At 61.4% G+C, this 21,985-nt stretch carries 25 protein-coding genes; 10 read left to right on the forward strand and 15 right to left on the reverse strand.

The window, feature by feature from the left end; translation table 11 throughout:
• Window position 1 precedes the first annotated feature (1 nt).
• From ACIOU9_RS06485 to ACIOU9_RS06515, 7 genes are all read right to left on the reverse strand, one after another.
• The gene (locus ACIOU9_RS06485; RefSeq protein ID WP_105658179.1) at window positions 2-835 is read right to left on the reverse strand and encodes a class I SAM-dependent methyltransferase; all 834 of its coding nucleotides are present in this window, start codon (window positions 833-835) and stop codon (window positions 2-4) included.
• Entirely contained in the window at window positions 828-1,742 is a 915-nt protein-coding gene (locus ACIOU9_RS06490; RefSeq protein ID WP_105658180.1) for a diaminopimelate epimerase, read from the reverse strand. Before ACIOU9_RS06490 ends, ACIOU9_RS06485 begins: the two co-directional genes overlap by 8 nt.
• Window positions 1,742-2,761, reverse strand: a complete 1,020-nt coding sequence (locus tag ACIOU9_RS06495; RefSeq protein WP_105658181.1) for an ABC transporter substrate-binding protein — start codon at window positions 2,759-2,761, stop codon at window positions 1,742-1,744. Before ACIOU9_RS06495 ends, ACIOU9_RS06490 begins: the two co-directional genes overlap by 1 nt.
• Window positions 2,762-2,997: 236 nt before the next feature.
• The gene (locus ACIOU9_RS06500) at window positions 2,998-3,900 is read right to left on the reverse strand and encodes an ABC transporter substrate-binding protein (RefSeq protein WP_105658182.1); all 903 of its coding nucleotides are present in this window, start codon (window positions 3,898-3,900) and stop codon (window positions 2,998-3,000) included.
• Entirely contained in the window at window positions 3,897-4,628 is a 732-nt protein-coding gene (locus ACIOU9_RS06505) for an ABC transporter permease (protein ID WP_105658183.1), read from the reverse strand. Before ACIOU9_RS06505 ends, ACIOU9_RS06500 begins: the two co-directional genes overlap by 4 nt.
• On the reverse strand, window positions 4,625-5,311 hold the full coding sequence (locus tag ACIOU9_RS06510; RefSeq protein WP_105658184.1) for an ABC transporter permease: 687 nt from the start codon (window positions 5,309-5,311) through the stop codon (window positions 4,625-4,627). Before ACIOU9_RS06510 ends, ACIOU9_RS06505 begins: the two co-directional genes overlap by 4 nt.
• Window positions 5,308-6,135 carry an ABC transporter ATP-binding protein gene (locus ACIOU9_RS06515; RefSeq protein ID WP_105658185.1) on the reverse strand — a complete coding sequence of 276 codons (828 nt, stop codon included), beginning with the start codon at window positions 6,133-6,135 and terminating at the stop codon, window positions 5,308-5,310. The genes ACIOU9_RS06510 and ACIOU9_RS06515 overlap by 4 nt, the downstream gene beginning before the upstream one ends.
• Window positions 6,136-6,356: 221 nt before the next feature.
• Here ACIOU9_RS06515 and ACIOU9_RS06520 point away from each other — a divergent pair, with 221 nt between their 5' ends.
• Window positions 6,357-6,647, forward strand: coding sequence for a hypothetical protein (locus tag ACIOU9_RS06520; RefSeq protein ID WP_146112310.1), 291 nt, complete (start codon window positions 6,357-6,359; stop codon window positions 6,645-6,647).
• A gap of 91 nt (window positions 6,648-6,738) precedes the next feature.
• On the opposite strand, the gene ACIOU9_RS06525 is transcribed toward ACIOU9_RS06520, so the two are convergent.
• Window positions 6,739-8,445, reverse strand: a complete 1,707-nt coding sequence (locus ACIOU9_RS06525; RefSeq protein ID WP_105658187.1) for a ribonuclease J — start codon at window positions 8,443-8,445, stop codon at window positions 6,739-6,741.
• A 19-nt stretch (window positions 8,446-8,464) separates the two neighbouring features.
• The gene (gene dapA / locus ACIOU9_RS06530; protein WP_105658188.1) at window positions 8,465-9,376 is read right to left on the reverse strand and encodes a 4-hydroxy-tetrahydrodipicolinate synthase; all 912 of its coding nucleotides are present in this window, start codon (window positions 9,374-9,376) and stop codon (window positions 8,465-8,467) included.
• 67 nt (window positions 9,377-9,443) lie between these two features.
• On the opposite strand from dapA, the gene ACIOU9_RS06535 reads away from it, so the two are divergent.
• Window positions 9,444-10,616 carry a heparan-alpha-glucosaminide N-acetyltransferase domain-containing protein gene (locus tag ACIOU9_RS06535; protein WP_181148896.1) on the forward strand — a complete coding sequence of 391 codons (1,173 nt, stop codon included), beginning with the start codon at window positions 9,444-9,446 and terminating at the stop codon, window positions 10,614-10,616.
• A gap of 57 nt (window positions 10,617-10,673) precedes the next feature.
• Here ACIOU9_RS06535 and ACIOU9_RS06540 read toward each other — a convergent pair whose 3' ends face one another.
• Both ACIOU9_RS06540 and dapB read right to left on the reverse strand, forming a co-directional pair.
• Window positions 10,674-11,126, reverse strand: coding sequence for a tetratricopeptide repeat protein (locus ACIOU9_RS06540; protein ID WP_105658190.1), 453 nt, complete (start codon window positions 11,124-11,126; stop codon window positions 10,674-10,676).
• A complete protein-coding gene (dapB, locus tag ACIOU9_RS06545; RefSeq protein ID WP_105658191.1) occupies window positions 11,123-11,881 on the reverse strand; it encodes a 4-hydroxy-tetrahydrodipicolinate reductase in 759 nt (252 codons plus the stop codon). Before dapB ends, ACIOU9_RS06540 begins: the two co-directional genes overlap by 4 nt.
• A 195-nt stretch (window positions 11,882-12,076) precedes the next feature.
• Here dapB and ACIOU9_RS06550 point away from each other — a divergent pair, with 195 nt between their 5' ends.
• Window positions 12,077-12,487 carry a hypothetical protein gene (locus ACIOU9_RS06550; protein WP_105658192.1) on the forward strand — a complete coding sequence of 137 codons (411 nt, stop codon included), beginning with the start codon at window positions 12,077-12,079 and terminating at the stop codon, window positions 12,485-12,487.
• 91 nt (window positions 12,488-12,578) lie between these two features.
• Window positions 12,579-13,313 (forward strand): alpha/beta fold hydrolase, encoded by a 735-nt coding sequence (locus ACIOU9_RS06555; protein ID WP_105658193.1) that lies wholly within the window; start codon window positions 12,579-12,581, stop codon window positions 13,311-13,313.
• Window positions 13,314-13,383: 70 nt separating this feature from the next.
• Here the strand turns inward: ACIOU9_RS06555 and ACIOU9_RS06560 are convergent, their stop codons facing one another.
• From ACIOU9_RS06560 to ACIOU9_RS06570, 3 genes are all read right to left on the reverse strand, one after another.
• A complete protein-coding gene (locus ACIOU9_RS06560) occupies window positions 13,384-14,754 on the reverse strand; it encodes a pitrilysin family protein (protein ID WP_286134282.1) in 1,371 nt (456 codons plus the stop codon).
• Between the two features lie 177 nt (window positions 14,755-14,931).
• On the reverse strand, window positions 14,932-15,108 hold the full coding sequence (locus ACIOU9_RS06565; RefSeq protein ID WP_181148898.1) for a hypothetical protein: 177 nt from the start codon (window positions 15,106-15,108) through the stop codon (window positions 14,932-14,934).
• A 139-nt stretch (window positions 15,109-15,247) separates the two neighbouring features.
• On the reverse strand, window positions 15,248-15,739 hold the full coding sequence (locus tag ACIOU9_RS06570; RefSeq protein ID WP_105658194.1) for an S-ribosylhomocysteine lyase: 492 nt from the start codon (window positions 15,737-15,739) through the stop codon (window positions 15,248-15,250).
• 121 nt (window positions 15,740-15,860) lie between these two features.
• Between ACIOU9_RS06570 and ACIOU9_RS06575 the strand changes: the two genes are divergently transcribed.
• Together ACIOU9_RS06575 and ACIOU9_RS06580 are read left to right on the forward strand one after the other, a co-directional pair.
• Window positions 15,861-16,421 carry a purine-nucleoside phosphorylase gene (locus ACIOU9_RS06575; RefSeq protein ID WP_105658195.1) on the forward strand — a complete coding sequence of 187 codons (561 nt, stop codon included), beginning with the start codon at window positions 15,861-15,863 and terminating at the stop codon, window positions 16,419-16,421.
• A 74-nt stretch (window positions 16,422-16,495) separates the two neighbouring features.
• A complete protein-coding gene (locus ACIOU9_RS06580) occupies window positions 16,496-17,368 on the forward strand; it encodes a PaaX family transcriptional regulator C-terminal domain-containing protein (protein WP_402696355.1) in 873 nt (290 codons plus the stop codon).
• Window positions 17,369-17,441: 73 nt separating this feature from the next.
• Here ACIOU9_RS06580 and ACIOU9_RS06585 read toward each other — a convergent pair whose 3' ends face one another.
• A complete protein-coding gene (locus tag ACIOU9_RS06585) occupies window positions 17,442-17,861 on the reverse strand; it encodes a RidA family protein (RefSeq protein WP_105658197.1) in 420 nt (139 codons plus the stop codon).
• A 145-nt stretch (window positions 17,862-18,006) separates the two neighbouring features.
• On the opposite strand from ACIOU9_RS06585, the gene ACIOU9_RS06590 reads away from it, so the two are divergent.
• The 4 genes from ACIOU9_RS06590 to ACIOU9_RS06605 are packed head-to-tail and all read left to right on the forward strand — an operon-like array spanning window position 18,007 to window position 21,944.
• Complete coding sequence (locus ACIOU9_RS06590) at window positions 18,007-18,867, forward strand: fumarylacetoacetate hydrolase family protein (RefSeq protein WP_105658198.1); 861 nt, start codon at window positions 18,007-18,009, stop codon at window positions 18,865-18,867.
• A gap of 41 nt (window positions 18,868-18,908) precedes the next feature.
• Window positions 18,909-19,391 carry a cupin domain-containing protein gene (locus ACIOU9_RS06595; protein ID WP_105658199.1) on the forward strand — a complete coding sequence of 161 codons (483 nt, stop codon included), beginning with the start codon at window positions 18,909-18,911 and terminating at the stop codon, window positions 19,389-19,391.
• Window positions 19,388-20,278 carry an acyl-CoA thioesterase II gene (locus tag ACIOU9_RS06600; protein ID WP_105658200.1) on the forward strand — a complete coding sequence of 297 codons (891 nt, stop codon included), beginning with the start codon at window positions 19,388-19,390 and terminating at the stop codon, window positions 20,276-20,278. Before ACIOU9_RS06595 ends, ACIOU9_RS06600 begins: the two co-directional genes overlap by 4 nt.
• A gap of 34 nt (window positions 20,279-20,312) precedes the next feature.
• Window positions 20,313-21,944: an AMP-binding protein gene (locus tag ACIOU9_RS06605; RefSeq protein ID WP_105658201.1), complete on the forward strand. Its 1,632-nt coding sequence runs from the start codon at window positions 20,313-20,315 to the stop codon at window positions 21,942-21,944.
• Window positions 21,945-21,985: the final 41 nt, after the last annotated feature.

Below are 21,985 nucleotides of genomic sequence, written 5' to 3' on the forward strand. Positions count from 1 at the left end.
GCTAATTGCTTTCCGTTCTCGTGCGCGCCTTGGTGTACAGCGCGATGTCGAAGACCTGCCCGGGCTGGCGGATCGTTCCGTCCAGCTGCCACCGCCGGGGGTCCACTGGTTGCATCGGGTAGTTGAACAGCGACTTCAGCCCGTCGCCGAAGCGCATTGCGACCACCACGTCCTGCCGGGTGCGCGCGTGCAGCTGGTGCAGCAGCTCGTATTTCACGGCCACCGTGGAGCTGAAGACGATGTGCGTGGCCTGCGGCAGGAAGTCCAGCTGGTGGATTTGATCGCCCTGCAGACCGATGTCCAGGCCCTGCCCCAGCTGCGCCACGACCCGGCGGCCCAGCTCCAGCGCTTCGGGATCGATGTCGATCCCCACGGCGCTGGCCCCGGTGCGCGAGGCCAGGTTCAGCAGGGTCATCGGGAAGGAACCCGAGCCGACCAGCAGCACCTTGGAGCTGGAGTCGGGGGCGACGGCGCCGAATTCCCCGGCGATGCACGATTCGATGTTGGCGAAGTAGCCCTCGGCTCCGCTGCGGCCTTCGAGCAGGCGCAGCGCCCGGTACTTCTCGATGACTGCGACGCAGCGCGCCGATTCGGTGCGCAGCGCCGCCACCAGCGCCGTGCCCTGGTCGGTGGCGGCCATCTGGGCATAGCCCGGTTCATTGGCCGGGTCGGTGACCAGCTGCGCATAGCCGGCCAGCAGCTCTTCGAGCGCCGCCGCGTGCCGCGTCGATCCGTCATAGTCTCGGGCGGCTTCGGCGAACCGTCCGAGGTAGCCGTGCAGCACGCCGGCCAGGCCGGCGGCGGCGGCCTGGGTGGCCAGTGGTGTTTCAGTCATGGATATATGCAGTCCCTTCGGCCACGATGCTTACTTCGGTGCTGATCTGCAGCGCGGTGGCCTTGGCGCGGCTGCCATCGGCGTGCACCTGCACGGTGCCTCCGGGCTGTTTCACGCTGGCATTGACCGGAGCGCCGGCTTTCGTTGCCAGGTAGGCGCCCAGCGCGGCGCTTCCCGAGCCGCAGCTGCCCTCCCAGATGAGGCTGCCCAGTGCCGGGACGCTGACCAGCGGGGCCAGTTGCCCGCGGTCCGGATCGTAGAGCATGATGCCCACGACGGACACCGCTTCGCTGGCGCCCAGATCCAGGGCCAGCTGCTGCGCATGCCCGCGCAGCTGGGGATCCGAGACGTCGCATTCGGCGACCAGATGCACCGCATCGGCGTAGCGCACCAGCCCGGCGCCGGCGACGCCCGGGAACGGGTACGGGTCGATGCGCAGCGGCCAGGGCATCTTCAGCTGGCAGCGGTACGCGTCACCGGCCGGCTCGACCCGGCAGCCCAGCAGCTGCTCGGCGCCTGAGGCTTCGATCAGCAGCTCAAGCGGGCCGCTGCGGGCGCGGCGCGCGGCCTGCAGCGCGGCCAGCGACATCGCGGCATTGGCGCAGAATTCGCCACCGGCCATGTGCAGCCGGGCCTGGGCCCGGGGCGAGCTGGGAGGCAGGATGAACCCGACTTGCTCGGCGTGCACATGCTCGGCGCGCAGCAGCCGGTCAGCGATACTGCGGTAGTGCGCCGCCGGGTGCCGGCTGGTCACCAGCACGGTGGTATTCGATGCCGGACTGAGCTTGACGAATTCTACGGGGGTGGCGCCCCGGACCAGGCCGCGGCTGGGGCCGCGTCCGTGCCCCGGGCGGGCCACGCGGCGCGATGAGGCCGCTTGCCGGCGCAGCGCCGCTGGCTGGCTCATCAACGGGCCAGCCGGTCGGCGATCAGCTCGACCCCGTCCACTGCCAGCGGACCGGGCGAGGAATAGTAGTAGTTCAGCGGCACGATGGCGCTGTCCTGCTCGATGGCGGGCAATCCGGCCAATTCGGGGCGGTCTCGCAGCGCCTCGATGACCTGCTGGTCGGTTTCCAAGTTCGAGGAGCCTGTCGGCAGGTACATGGCGAAGACCTTGTCGGCGCCGCTGTTCACGAGTTCTTCGGTGGAGGGCTCGAAGTAGCGCTTGGGCACGTCGTTGAAGACGTTCTGAAGGCCAAGCAGTTCCATCTGCTCGGCAACCAGCGATTCATGGCCGTAGGATCCCAAGGTGCCTGCGGTGGGCACGTACAGCGGCATCCCGCGCTGCTGGCTTTCCTGCTTGACGCTGCGCGCGGCTTGCTCGACGCGTGCTCGCATCTGCTGCACGGAGTCCTCGGCCGCCTGCTCGGTGCCGAAGAGCTGGCCGTAGGACTGGACATCCTTGTAGATCTGGTCGAAGCCGCTCAGCCCGCCGGTGGATCGGTCCTCGAATCCGGCGCAATATCCGCTGACGGTCAGCATCTTCACTCCGGCGCTTTCCAGGCGTTCAGCCAACGAGTCGAGATCGATTCCAGCAGCGATATCGGTGCCGATCACCACGTCTGCTCCCGAGTCCAGGATCATTTCGTAGGAGACATCATGCGAGTCCTCGGTAATCCGCTCCGCGTTGCGCACTGCCGCCATGGTTTCTTCGTCGAAAGGCACCTGCCAGCTGCCTGCGTAGTGCGTGAGCTTGTCTCCCGCTCCAGCGGCAGACAGCAGGGCCGGGGCTTCCGAGCCAACTGCAAGAACGCTGTCCGGCGCCTTGTCGAAGACGACCTGCCTTCCGCAGCTGTCCAGGGAAATGCTCTTGGCGCCGGTGCCCTGCGGTGCACCGCTGGCAGATCCGGCTGGCGCGCTGCATCCGGTGGCCAGGACCAGGATGGCAACCGGCACGGCCAACTTCCAAGGATTGAGTTTTTTCATCTATTAGTGCTCCATTCATGGCGGGCAGGCCTCGGCCGCCGATTTCCGGCGAGCTCCTCTGCCAACAGAGCTAAACACTAATGAGAATCATTATCAATTGTCAAAACGAGCAAGCAACGGAATTCCCCTCAGCCAAGCCACTGCCGTTTCCGGACAAGGAAAAGCAGCCGCACTGCCCGTCATTGCGTGGGCGGTGCGACTGCGGTGAAGCTATGTTCTTATGCTGGCTTGCCGGGCTACAGCCCCTCGGAAGTCAGCCATGCCGAAGCGATGTCGGCGGCAGACTTCTTGTCCACGGTGCTCTGCACGTTGAGGTCCACCAGAACCTGCGCTGTCAGTTTTTCGCTGACCGGGTTCAGGACTTCTGCCAATTTCCCGGATTGATCAGCGGCCACCAATGGCACCACATTCGATGCCAGGAATAGCGACTTCGGGTCCTCAAGAACTACCAAGTCCTCCGTCTGGATCCGCGGATCGGCGGTAAAGACGTTGGCGACATTCACCGTGCCGGCGGCAAGGTCTTCAACGGTCGTGTCGCCAGTTGCCGAGAATTCGGCCTTAACGCCATAGACGCTCTCCAAGCCCTGGGGTCCATAGGGGCGTTGGGCCAATTCAGGTGGGCCGCCCACGGTCAAGGGTTCGGAAATGCCGGCCAGATCCTCGATGCTCGCGACCTTATTGGCTTCAGCGAATTCCTTGGTCACCGTGTAGGAGTCCTGATCCGATGCTGGCGCGGCTTCGAGCACGGCCAATGATTCCGGCAAGGATTCCTTCAGCTCGCTGTACACCTCATCGGCAGAGCGTGCTTCGGTGTCTTCCTTGTAGAACTGCAGCAGGTTGCCGGTGTATTCAGGGAAGACATCAATGCTGCCGTCTTCCAGCTGGGGCATGTAGGCATCGCGCTGCCCGATGCTGAATTTCCGTTCCACTTCCATGCCGGCTCCTTCAAGCGCCTGGGCATAGATCTCAGCAACGATTTCATTGGAATAGTAGGCCTGCGAACCGACAACGATCGATTCTCCCCCCTCCTGGGCAGCATCGCTTTCGGTGGCCAACGGATCCGCACCGGAGCATCCAGCAAGTGCGAGGCTTCCGGCCAGCACGAGAGCACTCGTGGACAAAATCTGCTTGATTTTCATGACATTTCCCTTTCGCGGGTGATTGAGTCATCGGTATCTTGGAAAGTCTTCTTCTTTGAGGGCACGCCCAGCCCGCGGGGTACTGCCGCTTTCTGGGCGATGGCAAATGCCAAATCCAGCACCAAGGCCAGCGCGGCAACCATCAAGGCGCCGCCCAGGACCATGTCGAAGCGCCGCAGGTTCAGACCGGTGATGATGGGCAATCCCAGGCCGCCGAGATTCACGTAGGCGGCAACAGTAACGGTGGCGACCACTTGAAGCACTGCGGAGCGGATCCCGCCTACGAGCAGCGCAAGTCCCAGCGGGATCTCGACTTTGACGAGGATCTGCCATTCGGTCATCCCCATGGCCCGGGCAGCATCGATGGTCTTGCGGTCAATTGCTTCGAAGCCGGTATAGGCTCCGGCCAGCAATGATGGAATTGCCAGCACGACGAAGGTCAGCATGGCCGCTTCTGGCTTGTGCAGTACCCCCAGAAGCAGCACCAGCAGAATCAGCAGTCCGAAGGATGGCACCGCACGCGCAACGCCGGCCAGCCCGACGGCCAATTCCCTTCCTCGCCCCGTATGCCCAATGGCCCACCCCGCAGGGATGGCAATCGCGCTAGCAATCAGCACAGCAACCACCGTGAACAGCAAGTGCTGCCCCAGCAAGCTAGCCAGTCCCCCATCGCCCTGCCACTGCTCGGGAGCGAAGATCCACGCCAGCGCATCGGAAATCAGATTCATGAGGACACCTTCTGCGTGGATGGCTGCGCTGCAGTTCGTTTTTGCCTGGTGCTCGTTGCAGCCCAAGGCATCAGCCAACGGCCGGCCAGGAGCAACAACAGGTCAACGAGCAACGCGATCGCTGCCACCGCGATGATCCCCGCCAGGACTTCTTCAATGATGCGACGCTGCAGACCGTTGGTGAACAGGTAGCCCAAGTTGGTTACCCCGACCAGGATGCCGACCGTTGCCAGCGAGATGGTGCTGACCGCTGTCACTCGCAATCCAGCCAGAACTACGGGACCGGCCAAGGGAAGGTCGACAGCGAAGAAGCGGCGTGCCGATCCGTAGCCCATGGCAGTTGCGGCCGACCTGGTCGCCGGGTCCACCGAGTTCAGCCCATCGACCACGCTGCGCACCATGATCGCTATCGCGTAGATCGCCAAGGCGAGAATGAGATTGGCTTCGCTGATCGCGCTCATCCCGGTGAGTACGGGCAGGATCATCAGCAGAGCCAGCGAAGGGATCGTGTAGAGCAATCCGGTGATGCTCACGACCGGTCCGCGCACCAGTTTGTAGCGCCAGGCCACCCAACCCAGCGGAATCGACAGGACGAATCCGAGAATGATTGCTATCAGGGACTGGCGCAGGTGCTCCAGCGATAGCGAACCAATGAGTCCGAGATTTTCCAGGACCCAGTTCACTGGACAGACCCATCCTCGACGAGCTTGCCTTGAGTCCGGCCTTGCGCATCAACCAGGACGGTTCCGTGCTCCGTCTGCTTCAAGCTCAGCGCCCGTGCCCCGCGCTGCGCGCCAATGAAGGAGGCGACAAAATCATTGGCCGGATTTTCAATGATCTCGCTGGGGCTGCCGACCTGGAGCTTCTGTGCGCCCGCCGCCAGAATTACCACCTGGTCCCCCAGGAGGAAGGCTTCATCAATATCGTGGGTGACAAAAACAATGGTCTTATCGAGTTCTCTTTGGAGACGAAGCAATTCTTCTTGCAGCTCGGCGCGAACGATAGGGTCCACTGCGCCGAAGGGCTCGTCCATGAGCAGGATGTTCGGATCGGCGGCCAGCCCGCGTGCCACGCCAACGCGTTGCTGCTGGCCTCCAGAGAGCTGATGCGGATACCTGTCGGCCATGGAGCCGGCAAGCCCAACCGTGCCCATCAGTTCCAAGGCACGCGCTCGTGATGCCTTGCTCGTTTCACCCATGAGCCGCGGCACGGTCGCAATGTTCTGTGCGACAGTGAAATGAGGCAGCAGGCCGGAGTTCTGCATCACGTAGCCGATGCTGCGGCGCAGGCCCACCGCCGGCTTGCTGGCGATGTCCTCGCCGTCGATACGGAGCGTACCGCTGCTCGGATCAACCATGCGGTTGATCATCCGCAGCAATGTTGTCTTGCCGCAGCCTGAGGAACCTACGAAGACTGTGGTGCGGTGTGCCGGAATTTGCAGGCTGAAATCCTTGACGGCAACGGTGCCATCCGGATAGTGCTTGGAAACGTTATCGAACTCAATCATGCACATTCCTCCACAGCGGCTTCGATCCAACCCATTGGGTGATGCCCGGGCATATTTCGTCTCCTTGAGCTGGCGTTGAGCCCAATTCTGCCTTAAAAGTGCTGTGACAGCACCAGATGTCCGGGAAATAGCCAGTTTCAGGCTGCGTGGTGGTTCCCGGTTTCCTTCGGGAACATCGGTAGAGTCAGTGAAAATCATCTTTACTGCATTTGGAGAAGACCTTGCGCATACGCTCAATTGGCATCGCGACAGCAACCTTAATCGTTGGCGCCCTGGCACTCTCATCACCGGCACTCGCTGGCCAGCAAGACGTCGCCCCATCCGGTGATTGGGACAGCTCAGTGTCCATGGAAGCCCGCACCGGCGAGGTGCTGGAGCAGATCGATATGGACCAGTGGGATTCGGTCGTCGTAGTAGACGCGCAAACAGGGCAAATCCTGCCGCAAAGTCCCGCCCCGGCAATCGAGCTCGATGACTCGCCAAGTCCTGCATACCTGGGCTTCTTTGGCTGACGCTTGAGCTGTGACGCACGGCTTGCGGGCGCTTGCCCATAAAAAATATTGCCTCGAACCTTAATTGGTTCGAGGCAATAATTTTGGAAGCCTAGGCTTCGAGCACTACAGGAACGATCATTGGGCGGCGACGCAGCTTGCGCGATACCCACGAGCCGATCACGCGGCGCGTGATCTGCTGCAGCTGGTGCGTGGAGTGGTTCGGGTTGTTGCCCACCGCTTCCATAATCGCAGCTGCGATCTTCGGCTTGATCTCGTTGAAGACCGAGTCCTCTTCGGCTACACCACGTGCGTGGATGTCCGGGCCGGAGATGATCGTGCCGTTCTGGCGGTTGATGACGGTGATGACCGAGATGAAGCCTTCTTCACCCAGGGTGACGCGGTCCTTCAGGTCATCATCGGTGATGGTGCCGACCTTGGAACCGTCAACGTAGACGTAGCCGCATTCGACCTGGCCAACGAGCTTTGCAACGCCGTCCTTCATGTCGATGACCGAGCCGTCGTCTGCCAGCAGCACGTTGTCCTCCGGGACACCGGCCTGCGCGGCCAGGCGGCCGTTGGCAATCAGGTGGCGGGTTTCGCCGTGCACCGGAAGCACGTTCTTCGGGCGCAGGATGTTGTAGCAGTAGAGCAATTCGCCAGCCGATGCGTGACCGGAAACGTGGACCTTGGCCATGCCCTTGTGGATGACCTCGGCGCCCAAGCGCATCAGGCCGTTGATCACGCGGAAGACCGAGTTCTCGTTGCCCGGGATCAGGCTGGAGGCCAGGATGACGGTGTCGCCCGGGTTGATCTGGACCTTGTGCTCGCCGTTGGCCATGCGGGACAGTGCAGCCATCGGCTCGCCCTGCGAACCGGTGGACATCAACACGACCTTGTGGTCTGGCAGCGAATCGATCTGCTTCAGGTCGACCAGGACGCCCTGTGGCACTTCGAGGTAGCCCAAGCGTTCGGCGATGCCCATATTGCGCACCATCGAGCGGCCGATGAAGGCCACCTTGCGGCCGTGCACCGCTGCGGCGTCCAGAACCTGCTGCACGCGGTGGACGTGCGAGGAGAACGAAGCGACGATGATGCGGCGGCGGGCGCGCGCGAACTTGGCCTCGAGTACCGGGCCGATTTCGCGTTCGGCAACGGTGAAGCCCGGAACTTCGGCGTTGGTGGAGTCCGGCAGGAACAAGTCCACGCCTTCCTCGCCCAGGCGCGCGAAGTGGCGCAGGTCGGTGATGCGGCCGTCAAGTGGCAGCTGGTCCATCTTGAAGTCGCCGGTGTGCAGCACAGTACCGGCTTCGGTGCGCAGGAATACTGCCAAGGCATCCGGGATCGAGTGGTTCACAGCTACGAACTCGCATTCGAAGTTGCCAACCTGCGCGATCTCGCCCTCCACCACGATATTGGTGTTGGCCTTGATGCGGTGTTCTGCCAGCTTTGCTTCGACGAAGGCCAGGGTCAGCTTCGACCCGTACAAAGGGATGTCTTCGCGCAGGCGCAACAGGTACGGAACAGCACCGATGTGGTCCTCGTGGCCGTGGGTCAGCACGAGGCCCACCACGTCGTCCAAGCGGTCCTTGATGTAGGAGAAGTCTGGCAGGATCAGATCCACGCCAGGCTGGTGCTCCTCGGGGAAGAGCACGCCGCAGTCGATGATCAACAGTTTCCCGTTGAGTTCGAAAACGGTCATGTTTCGGCCGACCTCGCCCAAGCCGCCGAGGGGAACAATTCGCATTGTTCCCTTCTTCAGCTTCGCCGGAGTCTGCATACGCGCAGCGTCAGCCTTGCCTACTGAACTCTCAGTCATATGTGGTTAGTCCCTTTCGTTACAGATCCCATCCACCTTCACGTAGGTCCGCGCGGATGGCATCGAGCTCTGCGTCCGACGGTGCCAACAGCGGCAGTCGGACGACGGTGTTCGGCAGGACACCCTGCCAGTGAAGTCCATATTTTGCGGCCACGGCGCCCTGAATGTGGCCCATGATGCCGCGCTGGATCGCGTCCAGCTCAAAGTGTGTGGTGCGTGCAGTCGCCAGATCTCCTGCATGCATTGCATTAACAAGCGTACGGTACTTAGCGGCCGCAACGTGAGCGGTGACCGAAACCACGCCGACAGCACCTGCCGCCATCAGCGGCAAAGTCAGCCCATCGTCGCCGGAGTACACGTGCAGATCGGTTGTGGCCAGCACGGTGGTGGTGGACTGGTAATCCGCCTTGGCGTCCTTCAGCGCAATGACCTGAGGAATCCTGGACAGCTCAATGATGGTCTCGGGCGCCAGCGCGATGCCGGTGCGTCCCGGGATGTCGTAGAGCATGATGGGCAGCTCAACGGCTTCGGCGATGGCCTCGACGTGGGCGATGACGCCGGCCTGGCTTGGCTTGTTGTAGTAGGGGGTGGTCAACAGCACACCGTCTACGCCCGCTTCCTTGGCAGCCAGCGAGAGCTTGATGGAGTGACGGGTGTCGTTGGTAGTGGAACCGGCCAGCACTGCGGCACGGTCCCCCACCGCCTCGGCGACGGTACGGAACATCTCGATGTTCTCTTCATCGGTCAGGGTCGAGGTCTCGCCGGTGGTGCCGGTGACGACCAGTCCGTCGCAGCCATCATCAACCAGCTTCGTTGCCAGTTTGGCAGCCATCGCGTAATCGACTTCACCCGCTTCATCGAAGGGCGTGACCATAGCGGTCAGCACGGTACCGAACGGGTATGCCTGATTATCGATTGCACTTGTAGCCATGGCATTAAATCTACACTCGCGCATGTTGCAATGGCATCCCCCGCGCAATTCGTGGTGCGATGATTCCATGAACGATTTGGGTAGTTCCCAGCGGTTGCTGGGCGTGGACGCGGCACGGCTTGCCGCCATCCTCGGGATGTTCGCCGCGCACGTTTTCGCGCTCTATGAAACCAGCGGCGCACCCGCCTACTCCCCAACATTTACCGGGACTTTCGCCTCCGGCCGAGCATCTGTCCTGTTCATGGTGCTGGCGGGTTTATCCCTGGTTCTGCTCTCGAAATCCTTGGCTCGAAAGGGCTTTTCCCACCCTAAGGTTTACTCAGTCCTTGTGCTGAGAGCATTAATTATTGCCGTGCTCGGAATGGCAATTGGGTCAGTAAATGAAGCCATCGCGGTCATTCTTGTCCACTATGGGCTACTGTTTCTATTGCTTCCACTAGCGCTGAAGCTGTCGAGAATAACCATTTGGGTAGTCTCGGCCCTTTGGCTGCTGCTTATGCCGGTTCTTTGGCGACCGCTTGCCAGCAACTGGATTGCGGACTCGCTGGGCCATAATCCGAGCTTCGGCGACATTCTCACCCCGCAACTGCTCCTCAAGGATCTAACGGTCACCGGATACTACCCATTGATGGTCTGGTTCGGTTTCGGCCTTCTTGGAATAGCCATTGCAAGATGCAACCTGCACAGCACGAGGACCGCGAGTCTGCTTGCATTGGGCGGTTCGATTATCGCGGCGGCAACCCAATGGGTGGGCCATTCGGTGAGCATGCAAAATGCCGGGCTCATAGCCCGTGAACTGGGCCTGGAGGTATCCCTCGTTCCCACAATGATCACCACCGGGCGTTTGCCGGGCGCCAACCTGGATCCATTCCTGGACAATCCAGCCTATCTCTGGCTGCCGACCGGTCACAGCAATTCTTCGCTCTCAACGCTGCACAACGCCGCCTGCGCTGTCGCTATCATCGGCCTGCTCCAGCTGATCATTGGTCGTCTGGGTGCGCTCGGCCGGATTCTGGCTGGCGCCGGCCGGGCCCCGCTGACCCTGTATGCAGGGCACATTATCTTGCTGCCGGCGCTGAAAGAGCACTTGGACCCAATGGCCATTTGGTGGGTTCTCTGTGCAACGACGGCCGTCTTCGGAATTTGGCTTGGCTTCAGCAAGGCCTCTGGCCCTTTGGAATATGGCGTCCGGGTGCTTAGCGGAGCTGACAGCACCCCCGAGACGAAGAGCAAATTCTAGAGCGATGGCCCGGACTCTCGTGAGTCCGGGCCATCAACAGGATGCTGCTTTATGCAATTACTGGCTGACCTTCTGGACTGCTCGCCAGAATTCGATCGCAGTACGCATGGATTTGCGGGCGCGCGGCTTGTCACCGCAGGCTTCATACGCCAGTGCCAGACGGTACCAGGATTTCCATGATTCCGGGTTCTCTTCCACATCCTGCTGATGGATAGGGAAATCAGCGTCGGCGGCCGAACGGAGGAAACGTCCCGACGGCATGCGGGGAAGATCCTCTGGCAGCTCACCTGAGGCGGCCAAGGACTTGCCCATTTTCTCAGTGCGCAGCCCGAAGAGCACCTCGCGAATGAGGATCCAGACGCACAGTGCAGGAATAACCAGGATTGCAATGCCCATGACCTGCGCGACCAGTTCCCCGGTTTTCAGCAGACGGATCGCCTGGGTGAAGGTCATTCCAATGTACAGCGCGAACAGCAGCAGAATGCCGCCTACCCAAAGTTTCGTTTTCACTGGCCCAGCTCCAGGAAGCCATCAAGGCCATAGGTCAGGCCCGGGCGGGAACCAACAGTACGCAGGCCCAGGAGGACGCCTGGCATGAACGAGGCACGGTCGAAGGAATCATGGCGCAAGGTGAACTGCTCCCCCGGGCCGCCAAAGAGCACTTCCTGGTGGGCTACGAGGCCGCGCAGGCGTACCGAATGAACGTTGATTCCATCGACGACTGCGCCACGGGCGCCATCGAGCTGGGTCTCGGTAGCGTCCGGGCTCGCGGGGACTCCAGCGGCTTCACGCGACTTCGCGATCAGTTCAGCGGTACGCACCGCGGTGCCGCTAGGCGCGTCCACCTTATTCGGGTGGTGCAGCTCAATGATCTCTACGGATTCGAAGTACTTGGCGGCCGTAGCCGCGAAAGCGCTGGCGAGCACCGAGCCCAGGGCGAAGTTGGGCGCAATCAGCACACCTGCCTGCGGATGCTTGCCCAGCAGCCCTTCCAAATTCGCGCGGCGATCATCATCCCAGCCAGTGGTGCCAACCACTGCATGAAGCCCGTTCTCGACGGCAAAATGCACATTGGCCTCGGTGGATGCCGGCACAGAAAGGTCAACAATGTGCGTTGCTCCGGCTTCAAGGATCTGCGACAAATCGTCGCCTCTTCCCAAGCTTGCTACCAATTCCATGTCTGCAGCCTCAGTTACGGCCTTGACCGCTTCCGAGCCCATTCGTCCGGCCGCGCCGAGCACGGCCACCTTGATCTGTGCACTCATGGGCTTAAGCCTATCGCCCTGCAGGCACCTGCCTTGCCAACGATTACGTGATCTCACGCGAGTTTTGCAGCGAATACCCTGAGGCGATTTCCCAGATATTTGATTCTGCTTGTTCCCTACGGCCAGCCCAACTTGTTTTGCCTAGCAAATAGGGGAAAAATATGTGTCAGGAGTCTCCAAGTAGTAAGCAGGGCCATGGGTCAGAAAATTAAGCGCTTTGGTTTCGGCATCGGCGCAACGCTTGTCGCGACCTTTGCAATCACTTCCTGCGGTTCAGGCGATGAACCGATCACCCTGTCCGATGACGAGCGAGCAACTATTACTGATGTCGTCCAAGAACAGGGAACGGTCATCGATTCGCCGACTTGCCAGGTTGAGGTTTTCCGTATCGAGGACTCCACGACCTACGGCTGGGCTACTTGCGCACCCGATAGCCAGGACTCGGCGGACACCGCTGCCCAGGCGGATGCCTTCCCGTTCCGCATTGACGGGCAGGAACTGCGCCGTCCAGATGACGGTTCCAAATACGAGGAAGGCGTGCAGGAGCTCTTCCCGGAAGACCTTCGTTCCGCTATTACCCAGCATTCGACCGGGGCGGGCGGTTAATTCCTTTTTGCCTGTCTCGCCATTTCAGGTGAGCGTGCCGATTTTCCCTACCGATAGTGTGTGCGCACTTTTCGCACGATGAAAGGCTGGCGTGCGCCACGATTACTTTGGGCAATTGCCCGAATCCCTCAGGACCAGGCTTTCGGTTCGTGTCGCGGGCCATGGCCCTGACGTGGTGCTGATTCACGGGCTCGGAGCATCCAGCCGCTATTTCACTCCGCTGGCCAACATCTTGGCTAAGAAGTATCGAGTGATCGTTCCCGAGCTTCCAGGCCACGGCAAGAATCTGGATGATGGCCGCCCGGTGACCGTACCGCGTTTCGCGCACGAAGTAGCATTGGCGTTGCGCGAGCTGAAGGTCGAGAATGCTATCGTCCTCGGGCATTCCATGGGCGCGCAGGTTTCCATTGAGCTAGCTCGCGCGTGGCCGGATCTGGTCAAGCACCTGGTCATTGCGGCTCCTGCGGTCAACGACCGTGAAGCGACGCTCTTCAGGCAGGCACGTCGGCTCTTTGAAGATTTCCCGCACGAGTTGAACTCGGTGAAGGCGATTTTGCTGGTGGATTACCTGCGCTGCGGCATCCCGTGGTGGGCCAAAAGCTGCGCCCAGATGCTGGACTACTCCACCGTTGATTTGCTCCGTACGGTCCAGTGCCCGATTGATGTCGTGTGCGGCACCCGGGATCCGCTGTCTCCACCCGAGTTCGGTCTTCGCCTGGTCGCAAGAACACCGCAAGCCAAGCTCACCGTCATGCGTCATGGTGCGCATGGGTTCAATTTCTCTCATGCGCCCGAGCTTGCAGCGCTAGTAGATGCCGCGGCATGACCAAGAGAAAACGGCTATGCCCCTGGAATCGAAATCCTCAGATTCGATCCCAGGGGCACGGCATCCAGCTCTAGAGGCCTAAGTCGGCTTCACTTTCAAACGGTCCCACCACGGTGATCACTCGATCCTTGGAGGCCAGTTCCTGGGCCAGATCCTGAACTTCCTGGGCCGTGACGGCATTGACGCGAGACAGTGCTTCGTCGATGTCCTGGAATTCTCCGGTAATCATTTCTGCCCGGCCCAAACGGGACATGCGGCTTCCTGGATCCTCCAGAGCCAGCACCGTTCCACCAGATAGCTGGCCCTTGGCCTGCGCCAATTCAGTTTCGGTGATGCCGTCCTTGGCCAACCGATCAAGCTCGGCCCCCAGCAGCCCGATAACCTGAGCAGCCTTAGCCGGGGCGCAGCCCGCGTACATGCCAAAGTAGCCGGCATCGGTGTAGGCGGCGGAGAAGGAGTAGGTCGAGTACACCAGCCCACGCTTCTCGCGAATTTCCTGGAATAACCTTGAGCTCATGCCGCCGCCGAGAACAGCGTTCAGCACTGCGAGAACTTGACGGCGGTCATCATGGCCGGTGATGCCGGAGCATCCCATGATGATGTTGGCTTGCTCGCCCGGACGGTTGATTACTTCCAGCCCGGCCTTCGAGGTGATCTGCGCTGGTTCACCCATGCGGCGTGGTTCTGGCACAGCCATCGGGTCCAGTTCCCAGCCTGCTTCGGTCAGCGCCTTGAGAAGCAGCTCGCACAGCTTGTCGTGCTCCAGGGATCCGGCGGCAGTAACAATCAGCTCGCTTGGGCGGTAGTGCGCACGATAGTGCTCCATGACTGCCTCGCGGGAGATCTCCATGATCTCTTCAGGAGTTCCTCCAATGGGACGTCCCAATGGATGATCGCCCAAGACATTGGCAACGAACCGCTCGTGGGCGACATCCATCGCGTCATCTGCATCCATGGCCAGCTCTTCGATGATCACCCCGCGTTCCTGTTCCAATTCCTGCGGGTCGATAACTGCAGAGGTAACCATGTCGGCGATGACCTCAAGGGCCATTGGCAGCTCCGTGTCCAGGACGCGGGCGTAATAGCAGGTCGATTCCTTGGCGGTGGCTGCGTTTGATTCGCCGCCCACGGCATCGAAGGACTGGGCGATTTCCAAGGCAGTGCGCTTGGCAGTGCCCTTGAACAGCAGGTGCTCCAGGAAGTGCGTGGAGCCGAAGTGCCCTGATTCCTCGTCGCGGGAACCGACCGGTACCCAGAAGCCCACTGTGGTGGACCGCTGTCCGGGCATCGCTTCTGTCAGGACTCGTACGCCACCGGGCAGGATGCTGCGCCGGACTTCAGAGCCGCCTTCGCCTCGGTGGACCAACGTCGGGTCCGCCGGGTCAATCGGAGAAAACTGCGCGGTCTCCACCGAATGCAACGGCAATGGAATCATGGCCACGAATATACGTCCTTAAGTCGTCGAGAATAGCCATTTCAAGCTAAGTACACTGTCTTTCATTCTCCCATAGAACCGCGGTTTGAAAGCAATAGCCCAGTGGTGACGGAGCCATCACATTCTAGGAAAATACGCGCTCGGACCGGGCCTGCGCAAATACGCTCCAGCTAGGTCAGCGGACTACGTTGCGTCAAGATATCCGCGCTTCTCTGCGTCAGCGCGCACTGGGGTTTGCAGCTCCGGGTCGCTAGATGCGCCGGCAAGATAAACAGTGTTCACCGCATCGGAATTCACGCATCCACTGATTGCTGGTGTCCTGGCGCCCAGTGCTGCGGCCAAGAAGCAAACTTTGCGCATAGCCTCCATGCTGCCGACAGGACGCTGCGAGTCTGCGTTTCGAGGGCCAGCGCTTCCACGTGACGAAGGGACGGCTAAGCAAGAAAATCCCGCACGTTCCAAATGGAACACGCGGGATTTTCAGATCTCAAGCTATAGCCTAGGCAAGCTTGGAACGATCGAATGCATCAAGGCTGATGCCCTGCTCCAGGACGACCTTGGCCCACTCGCGAGCCGAGTGCAGGGAATGGTCGCGGTAGTTGCCGCAGCTGACGGCTTCGGTTCCGGGTACGTCTTCCCAAGTAACCTTCTGCGCGATATCTTCCAGCGAACTCTTGATGGCGGCGGCGACGACCTCTGGGGTTGGCTCGCCCCACAAAATCATGTGGAAGCCGGTACGGCAGCCAAATGGCGAGAAATCGATCAGGCCATCGATGCGGGTACGCAGCAGACCAGCCATGGTGTGCTCGATGGTGTGCAAACCTGCCGTGGGAATCTCACCGTGGTTTGGCTGTACTAATCGGATGTCGTAGTTGGAGATGGCGTCTCCCTTGGGACCGTGCTCAACCCCGATCTTGCGCACATACGGCGCCTTGACCTTGGTGTGGTCCAGTGCAAAGCTTTCAACTTCAGCAAGTTCAATATCACTCATAGGCAAAGTCTATCTGCTCACCGTCTGGCGAATCGAGAGTATATCGCGGGAGGTAACCGATAGACTTCTTAGGACGTTCGGGGCAGCAATCCCCGAACTGATTTCTTTAGAGGGGAAGTTCATGTCGGACCAGAAGTCCTTGCTCGTCTTTGCGCATGCAGACGAAGCCGTAGCCTTTGCAGATGTCGAGCACCTGATTTCCGGTGTTGGCAAGGTCAATGCGTCGGTAGCCTTGGCTGGCGCGCTTGCTGAAGGCAACATCGAAAACGTCGTCGTGCTTGGCACCGCTGGCGTTGTTGGCCATGCCGGTGAAGACCGTCCGAGCTTGGACACCATTTACCAGATCACCAAACTGATCCAGCATGATTTCCCGCTGCCCTCGGTAGATGTGGACCCTACCGGTCCAATCCTGCTTCCTGATTTCCAGGTCACCATGGCTACCGGCGATGTGTTCGTCTCGAATGACGAACAGCGTATCCACATCAACTCCTTGGGCGCCTCGTTGGTCGATATGGAGGGCTACGCCTACGCAAGCATTTGCCAGCGCTTCAACGTGCCGCTGCAGATCTTCAAGATCCCTTCCGATTACGCGGATGATTCGGCGTCGATCGACGAATGGGATGACATCGCCAAGCAGAAGAGCGTCCAGCTGCGCGAGTTCTACGACAAGCACCTGGGCTAGCAGGCTGCCGCAGGATCCTTCGACCGAAGGTTGGCACTAGAATCGGTACACAAGCTTCGAACGGAAAATGTTCCATGACAGCGCAGGCAAAACCACACGTCGGTGCAGCAGAGCTCTCCATGCCCCGCCACCACCAGCTGATCGTTTCGCTTTTCGGAATGCACGCCCGACAGCACGGCGGTGCCCTGCAAGTGGCAGCAATCATTTCCCTGATGCAGGATGTGGGAGTCGAGCCCGCGGGCACTCGTTCTTCGATTTCCCGGTTGAAGAAGCGCGGCATCATCGAAAGCGTGCAAGTCCGCGGTCGCAACGGATATACGTTGTCCGAATCTGTGCTGACCACTTTTGCCGAAGGCGACGAGCGGATTTTCCATCCACGCCGCGCAACGGCAGAAGACCGCTGGCTGTTGGCAACCTTCACGGTCCCCGAAACCCAGCGCAACATCCGGCACAAGATCCGTTCCGCCCTGGTGCGCATGGGCTTCGGTTCGGTGGTCCCCGGACTCTGGATAGCCCCGGAACACGCCAAGGATCCGGCCTTGGCCTACTTCGCGCGCCATGGCTTGGACAAATACTTCGAGTTCTTCCTGGCCGAGCACATCGGCGGCGCGCAGCTGCGCGAGAACCTGGATTCCTGGTGGGATCTAGGGACCTTGGAGGCAATGTACTCCGAATTCCTGAAGGAGAACCAGGGACGGCTGGAATTCTGGAAGGAACACGCCGGCACGCAGCATAGCCCGGAGGTCGATGCCCAAGGCTTCGCGGACCACCTGATCCTGCTCACCCAGTGGCGCCGCTTCCCCTATTCCGATCCTGGGCTGCCGGCCGAGCTGCTCCCGGAGAATTGGCACGCGTTGAAAGCCGAAGCGCTGTTCATGGACCTGCATACGCTGCTGTCCCCACTGGCTTCCCGGCATGTGCAGCGGGTGATCGGCGAGCAACGCTGATCCTTGCACCTAGACCGATAGAAACAGGGCTGCGAAACCAATTGGTTTCGCAGCCCTGTTCTGCGTCCTGGGGCTAGCGGCGGTCTTGGATGACGGCAACGCCCTGGATTTCGATCAAGGCTTCCTGCTGCCACAGGCGGCTGACCCCGATCCCTGCCATTGCAGGATATTCCGATCCGGCCATTTCCCGCCACAGGCGCCCGATTTCCCTGCCATGGGCCATGTAATCATCCACATCGGTGAGGTAGATGGTCACGCTGGTCAGATCCTCCGGGCGGCCGCCGGCTTCAACCAAGGTGGTCAGCACGTTTGAGAAGGCCTGCTTGAACTGTTCCACGATGCCGCCGGGCACGATGTCCATGTCCTTGTCCAGGGCGGTCTGCCCGCCGAGGTAGACCGTGTCCCCCGCCTTGATCCCGTGGGCATAGCCAGAGGGCTTCGCCATGGATGCCGGGTTGATTGTCTCGTTGCGGTGCAGCTTGGTCTCAGTCATTTCCTACTCCTTGTACCGGGTGCATGAAATTTGCCCCAATTGGCTCTAGCGCCATCTTTGTGATGCGTGCTACATTGAGTTTACGTGACGGCGGTAAAAAAGTCGACACATAGATTTTCGCCCAACGGACAAGGGGAACCCACCCATGAAACTCGCAACGATCAACGCTGGAGGGAAGAACTTGGCCGCAATCCAGACCGAGCGGGGCTACTTGCCCCTGCCGGCTGGCGATCTCAACGAGTTCCTCAAGCACCGGGACTGGAAAGCCATCGCATCCGAAGCCCTGGAATCCAGTACCGCAGGCGATCTTATCCCCGCGGAGCAGGCCCGGCAGCTTAATCCGCTGCCAGCGCCCGCCAAGGTGATCTGCTGCGGGCTGAACTACAGCGACCACATCCTGGAAATGGGAAGGGAACTGCCCGAATATCCCACATTGTTCGCAAAGTTCGCCGACACCCTGGCAGATCCCGACGCCGAGATTTCCAGCGCTTCCTCCGCCAATGTCGACTGGGAAGCTGAATTGGCAGTAGTGCTTGGTTCAGATGCATGCTCAGCGTCCTTGGAAGAAGCCCAGGCCGCCATTGCCGGATACACGGTAGCCAACGACGTCTCGATGCGCGACTGGCAGCGCCGAACCCTGCAGTGGTTCCAAGGCAAGGCCTTCGACGGCACCACTCCCCTGGGCCCCGTGCTGGCCACGGCAGATGAGATCGACCCGGTGGCCGGCGCGGAGGTCATCTGCCGCATCAACGGCGAGGAAGTGCAACGCGGCAACACCTCGACGCTGGTGTTCTCCGCGGCGCGGCTGGTCAGCTACATTTCCGAATTCACCACGCTGCGTGCCGGGGACATCGTGCTGACCGGGACCCCCGGCGGAGTCGGAATGGGCATGGTTCCGCCTCGCTTCCTCGCTGACGGGGACCGGCTCGAAACCGAAATCCCTGGCATCGGCATCCTCTCCAACAGGTTCCGGCTCCGAGTGAACAGCCCGGCCCTGTCCCAATGACCATCAGCAACATCCCTCTACCGAAATTGAAGGAGCACACCATGACCGAAGCACCCATAACCTACCGCACCGAAGGCGACAATTCGATCTATGCCTCGGAAAATGGCCAGGTTGTCCCCGTAGTCACCCGGGCAGGATCCGAGGACACCAACACCGCCCAGTCCGGGGACTGCATCCGCGTCTCGGGAGTCAGCATCCAGCACACCCCCGCGACCAAGATCTGGTTCGGCCAAGTCTCCAATGTCCCGGGCTACCGTTCCCTGCCCCATCACCATGGCGAAGCGGAAACCGGCGGCTACGTGCTGCGCGGCCACGGCCGGATCTACTTCGGCGAGAACTACGAGCAGTACGCCGATATGAAGGCCGGCGACTGGGTCTTCGTCCCTCCATTCATGCCCCATGTAGAGGCCAACATGTCGGTCACCGAGGAACTGGTGTGGCTCACCGCCCGGACCCCGGAGAACATCGTGGTCAACCTGCCCGATGTCGCCGACGAATCCTTGGAAGGATACCGTCGAGCATGAGCACCACAGCATTGTCCGCCCAGGTCTTCCTGGACGCCATCAACCTGGCCGAATGCGATGCCGAAGTCTTCGACCAGGCTTTCACCGCCACCCCGCAGTACGTGCCTTGGCCCAAGGCCTACGGCGGCGACATGGTCGCCCAGGGCGCCCTGTCACTGATGAAGTCGGTAGGCACCGACCGCAAACTGCACTCGATGCACTCCTACTTCCTGCGGCCAGTGGATATGCACCAGCCGGTCCGCTACGAGGTGGAGCACCTGCGCGATGGCCGCGGCTATTCCACCCGCCAGGTGCGCGCATTCCAGAACGGCAAGCCGGTCTACTGCGCGCTAGGCTCTTTCCACGTTCCGGAAGACGGGGCCGAATTCGCGCTCGATGCCCCCGGCGCTTCGCTGGATCTGGATCCGCAGTCCCTGGCCAGCGCCGCCGAGGCCCTGCAAGGCGTCGAGGGCGACGCCGCCAAGTACTGGGCCGGCGGCCGCAGCTTCGACATGCGCCATGTTCCCGAAGCCATCTACCTTCCCGGCGAGCGCGAAAAGTCCGGCAGCCAAGCGGTCTGGATCCGGGCCTTTTCCCCGCTGCCCGATGATGCGGTAATCCAGAAGGCGGCTCTGGCATATGTCTGCGACTACACCATCCTGGAGCCGATCATGCGCAGCCTCGGGCTGAGCTGGGGCGACGAGGGCCTGGTGACCGCCAGCCTGGACCACTCCATGTGGTTCCACCGCGAGGGGCGAATGGATGACTGGGTGCTTTACGCCCAAGAGGCCATTTCCAGCCAGGACAACCGCGGACTGGCCATCGGGCGCTTCTACGCCCGCGATGGCAAGCTGCTGGCCACCGTAGCCCAAGAAGGAATGATCCGCCCCGGGCGGAACGCCAACTAGGACTTCCCACCGAACCTGCCAACGGAGTTGCCTCATGGAACTTTCACCTTCAGCACATGTTGATAGCTTTACCCGCGACCATCTTCCTTCCCAGGAATTATGGCCCACGCTGGAATTCACCCTGCCCGAGCTGCAGTACCCGGACCGGCTCAATGCCGCCGAGGTGCTGATCGACCAGGCAGTCGAGCAATTCGGCGCCCAGCGCCCGGCGCTGCTGGCTCCCGATGGCACCAGCCTGAGCTATGGGCAGCTGCTCCAGCGGGCCAACCAGGTAGCCCAGGTGCTGGTCGAGGACTACGGGCTGGTGCCGGGAAACAGGGTGATGCTGCGCGGACCAAACAATGCATGGCTGGTGGCCTGCTGGCTCGCCGTGGTCAAGGCCGGCGGCGTCGTGGTCACCACCATGGCGGCCCTGCGCGCTGCAGAGATCTCCAAGCTGGCGGCGCTGACCCGTCCGATGGCGCTGATCACCGACCACCGCTTCGCCGAGGATGCGCTCAATGCCAGCGGCGGCAGCTACCCTGTGATCAGCTATGGCGGCACGGCCAGCGACGACCTGGTCCAGCAGGCAGCAGCCAAGTCCGGCGAATTCACCGCGGTGGCCACGGCTGCGGACGATGTGGCCCTGCTGGGACCGACCTCGGGAACCACCGGCGTCCCGAAGATCACCATGCATTTCCACCGCGACATCCTGGCCAATGCGGATACCTTCGCCCGCTACATCCTGGAACCTACCAAGGACGATGTCTTCGCTGGTTCCCCGCCACTGGCCTTCACTTTCGGGCTGGGCGGGTTGGTGGTGTTCCCCTTCCGCTTCGGTGCCAGCTCGCTGCTGACCGAACGCGCCACCCCGGTTCAATTGGCCGAGCAGTCCCACGCGGCCGGGGCAACCATCCTGTTCACCGCCCCCACCGCCTACCGGGCCATCTTGAAGAACGGCAAGGCCGACCTGCTCAGGCCCCTGCGCGTGGCGGTCTCCGCCGGCGAGCACCTGCCTGCCGACACCTGGCACCAGGTCAGGGAGGCAACCGGGCTGGAACTGGTCAACGGCATCGGTTCCACCGAAATGCTGCACGTGTTCGTCTCCGCCGCCGGCAAGGACATCAAGCCGGGAACCACAGGCAAGGCCATTCCCGGTTTCCGCGCCACGGTGCTGGATGCCGAGGGCAACGAAGCCGCGGCCAACGAGCCGGGGCGCCTGGCGGTTATCGGGCCGACCGGCTGCCGCTATCTCGATGACCCGAGGCAGCGCAATTACGTCGAAAGCGGCTGGAACATCACCGGGGACATCTTCTCCCGGGACGAGGACGGTTTCTTCACCTACCAGGCGCGCAGCGACAACATGATCGTCTCTTCCGGATATAACATCGGCGGCCCGGAAGTCGAGCAAGCCCTGGACCAGCATCCCGATGTGCTGGAAAACGCGGTGGTCGCCCGCCCGGATCCGAACCGCGGATCAATCGTCTGCGCGTTCGTGGTTCTGGTCGAAGGCGCCGAAGCCGATGAGGCGAAGGCCAAGGAATTGCAGGACTTCGTCAAAGCCACGATTGCCCCGTACAAGTACCCGCGGGAAATCCGCTTTGTCACCGAGCTGCCTCGAAATCCCAGCGGCAAGCTGCAGCATTTCAAGCTGCGCGAGGCCTTCAACGGCTCCCCGGTCGCATAAACTCCCCAGATATTTTTCGGGCCCCGGCCCAATCGCCCTCC

The sequence above is a fragment of the Glutamicibacter sp. NPDC087583 genome, from assembly GCF_044743685.1.
GTDB lineage: Bacteria > Actinomycetota > Actinomycetes > Actinomycetales > Micrococcaceae > Glutamicibacter.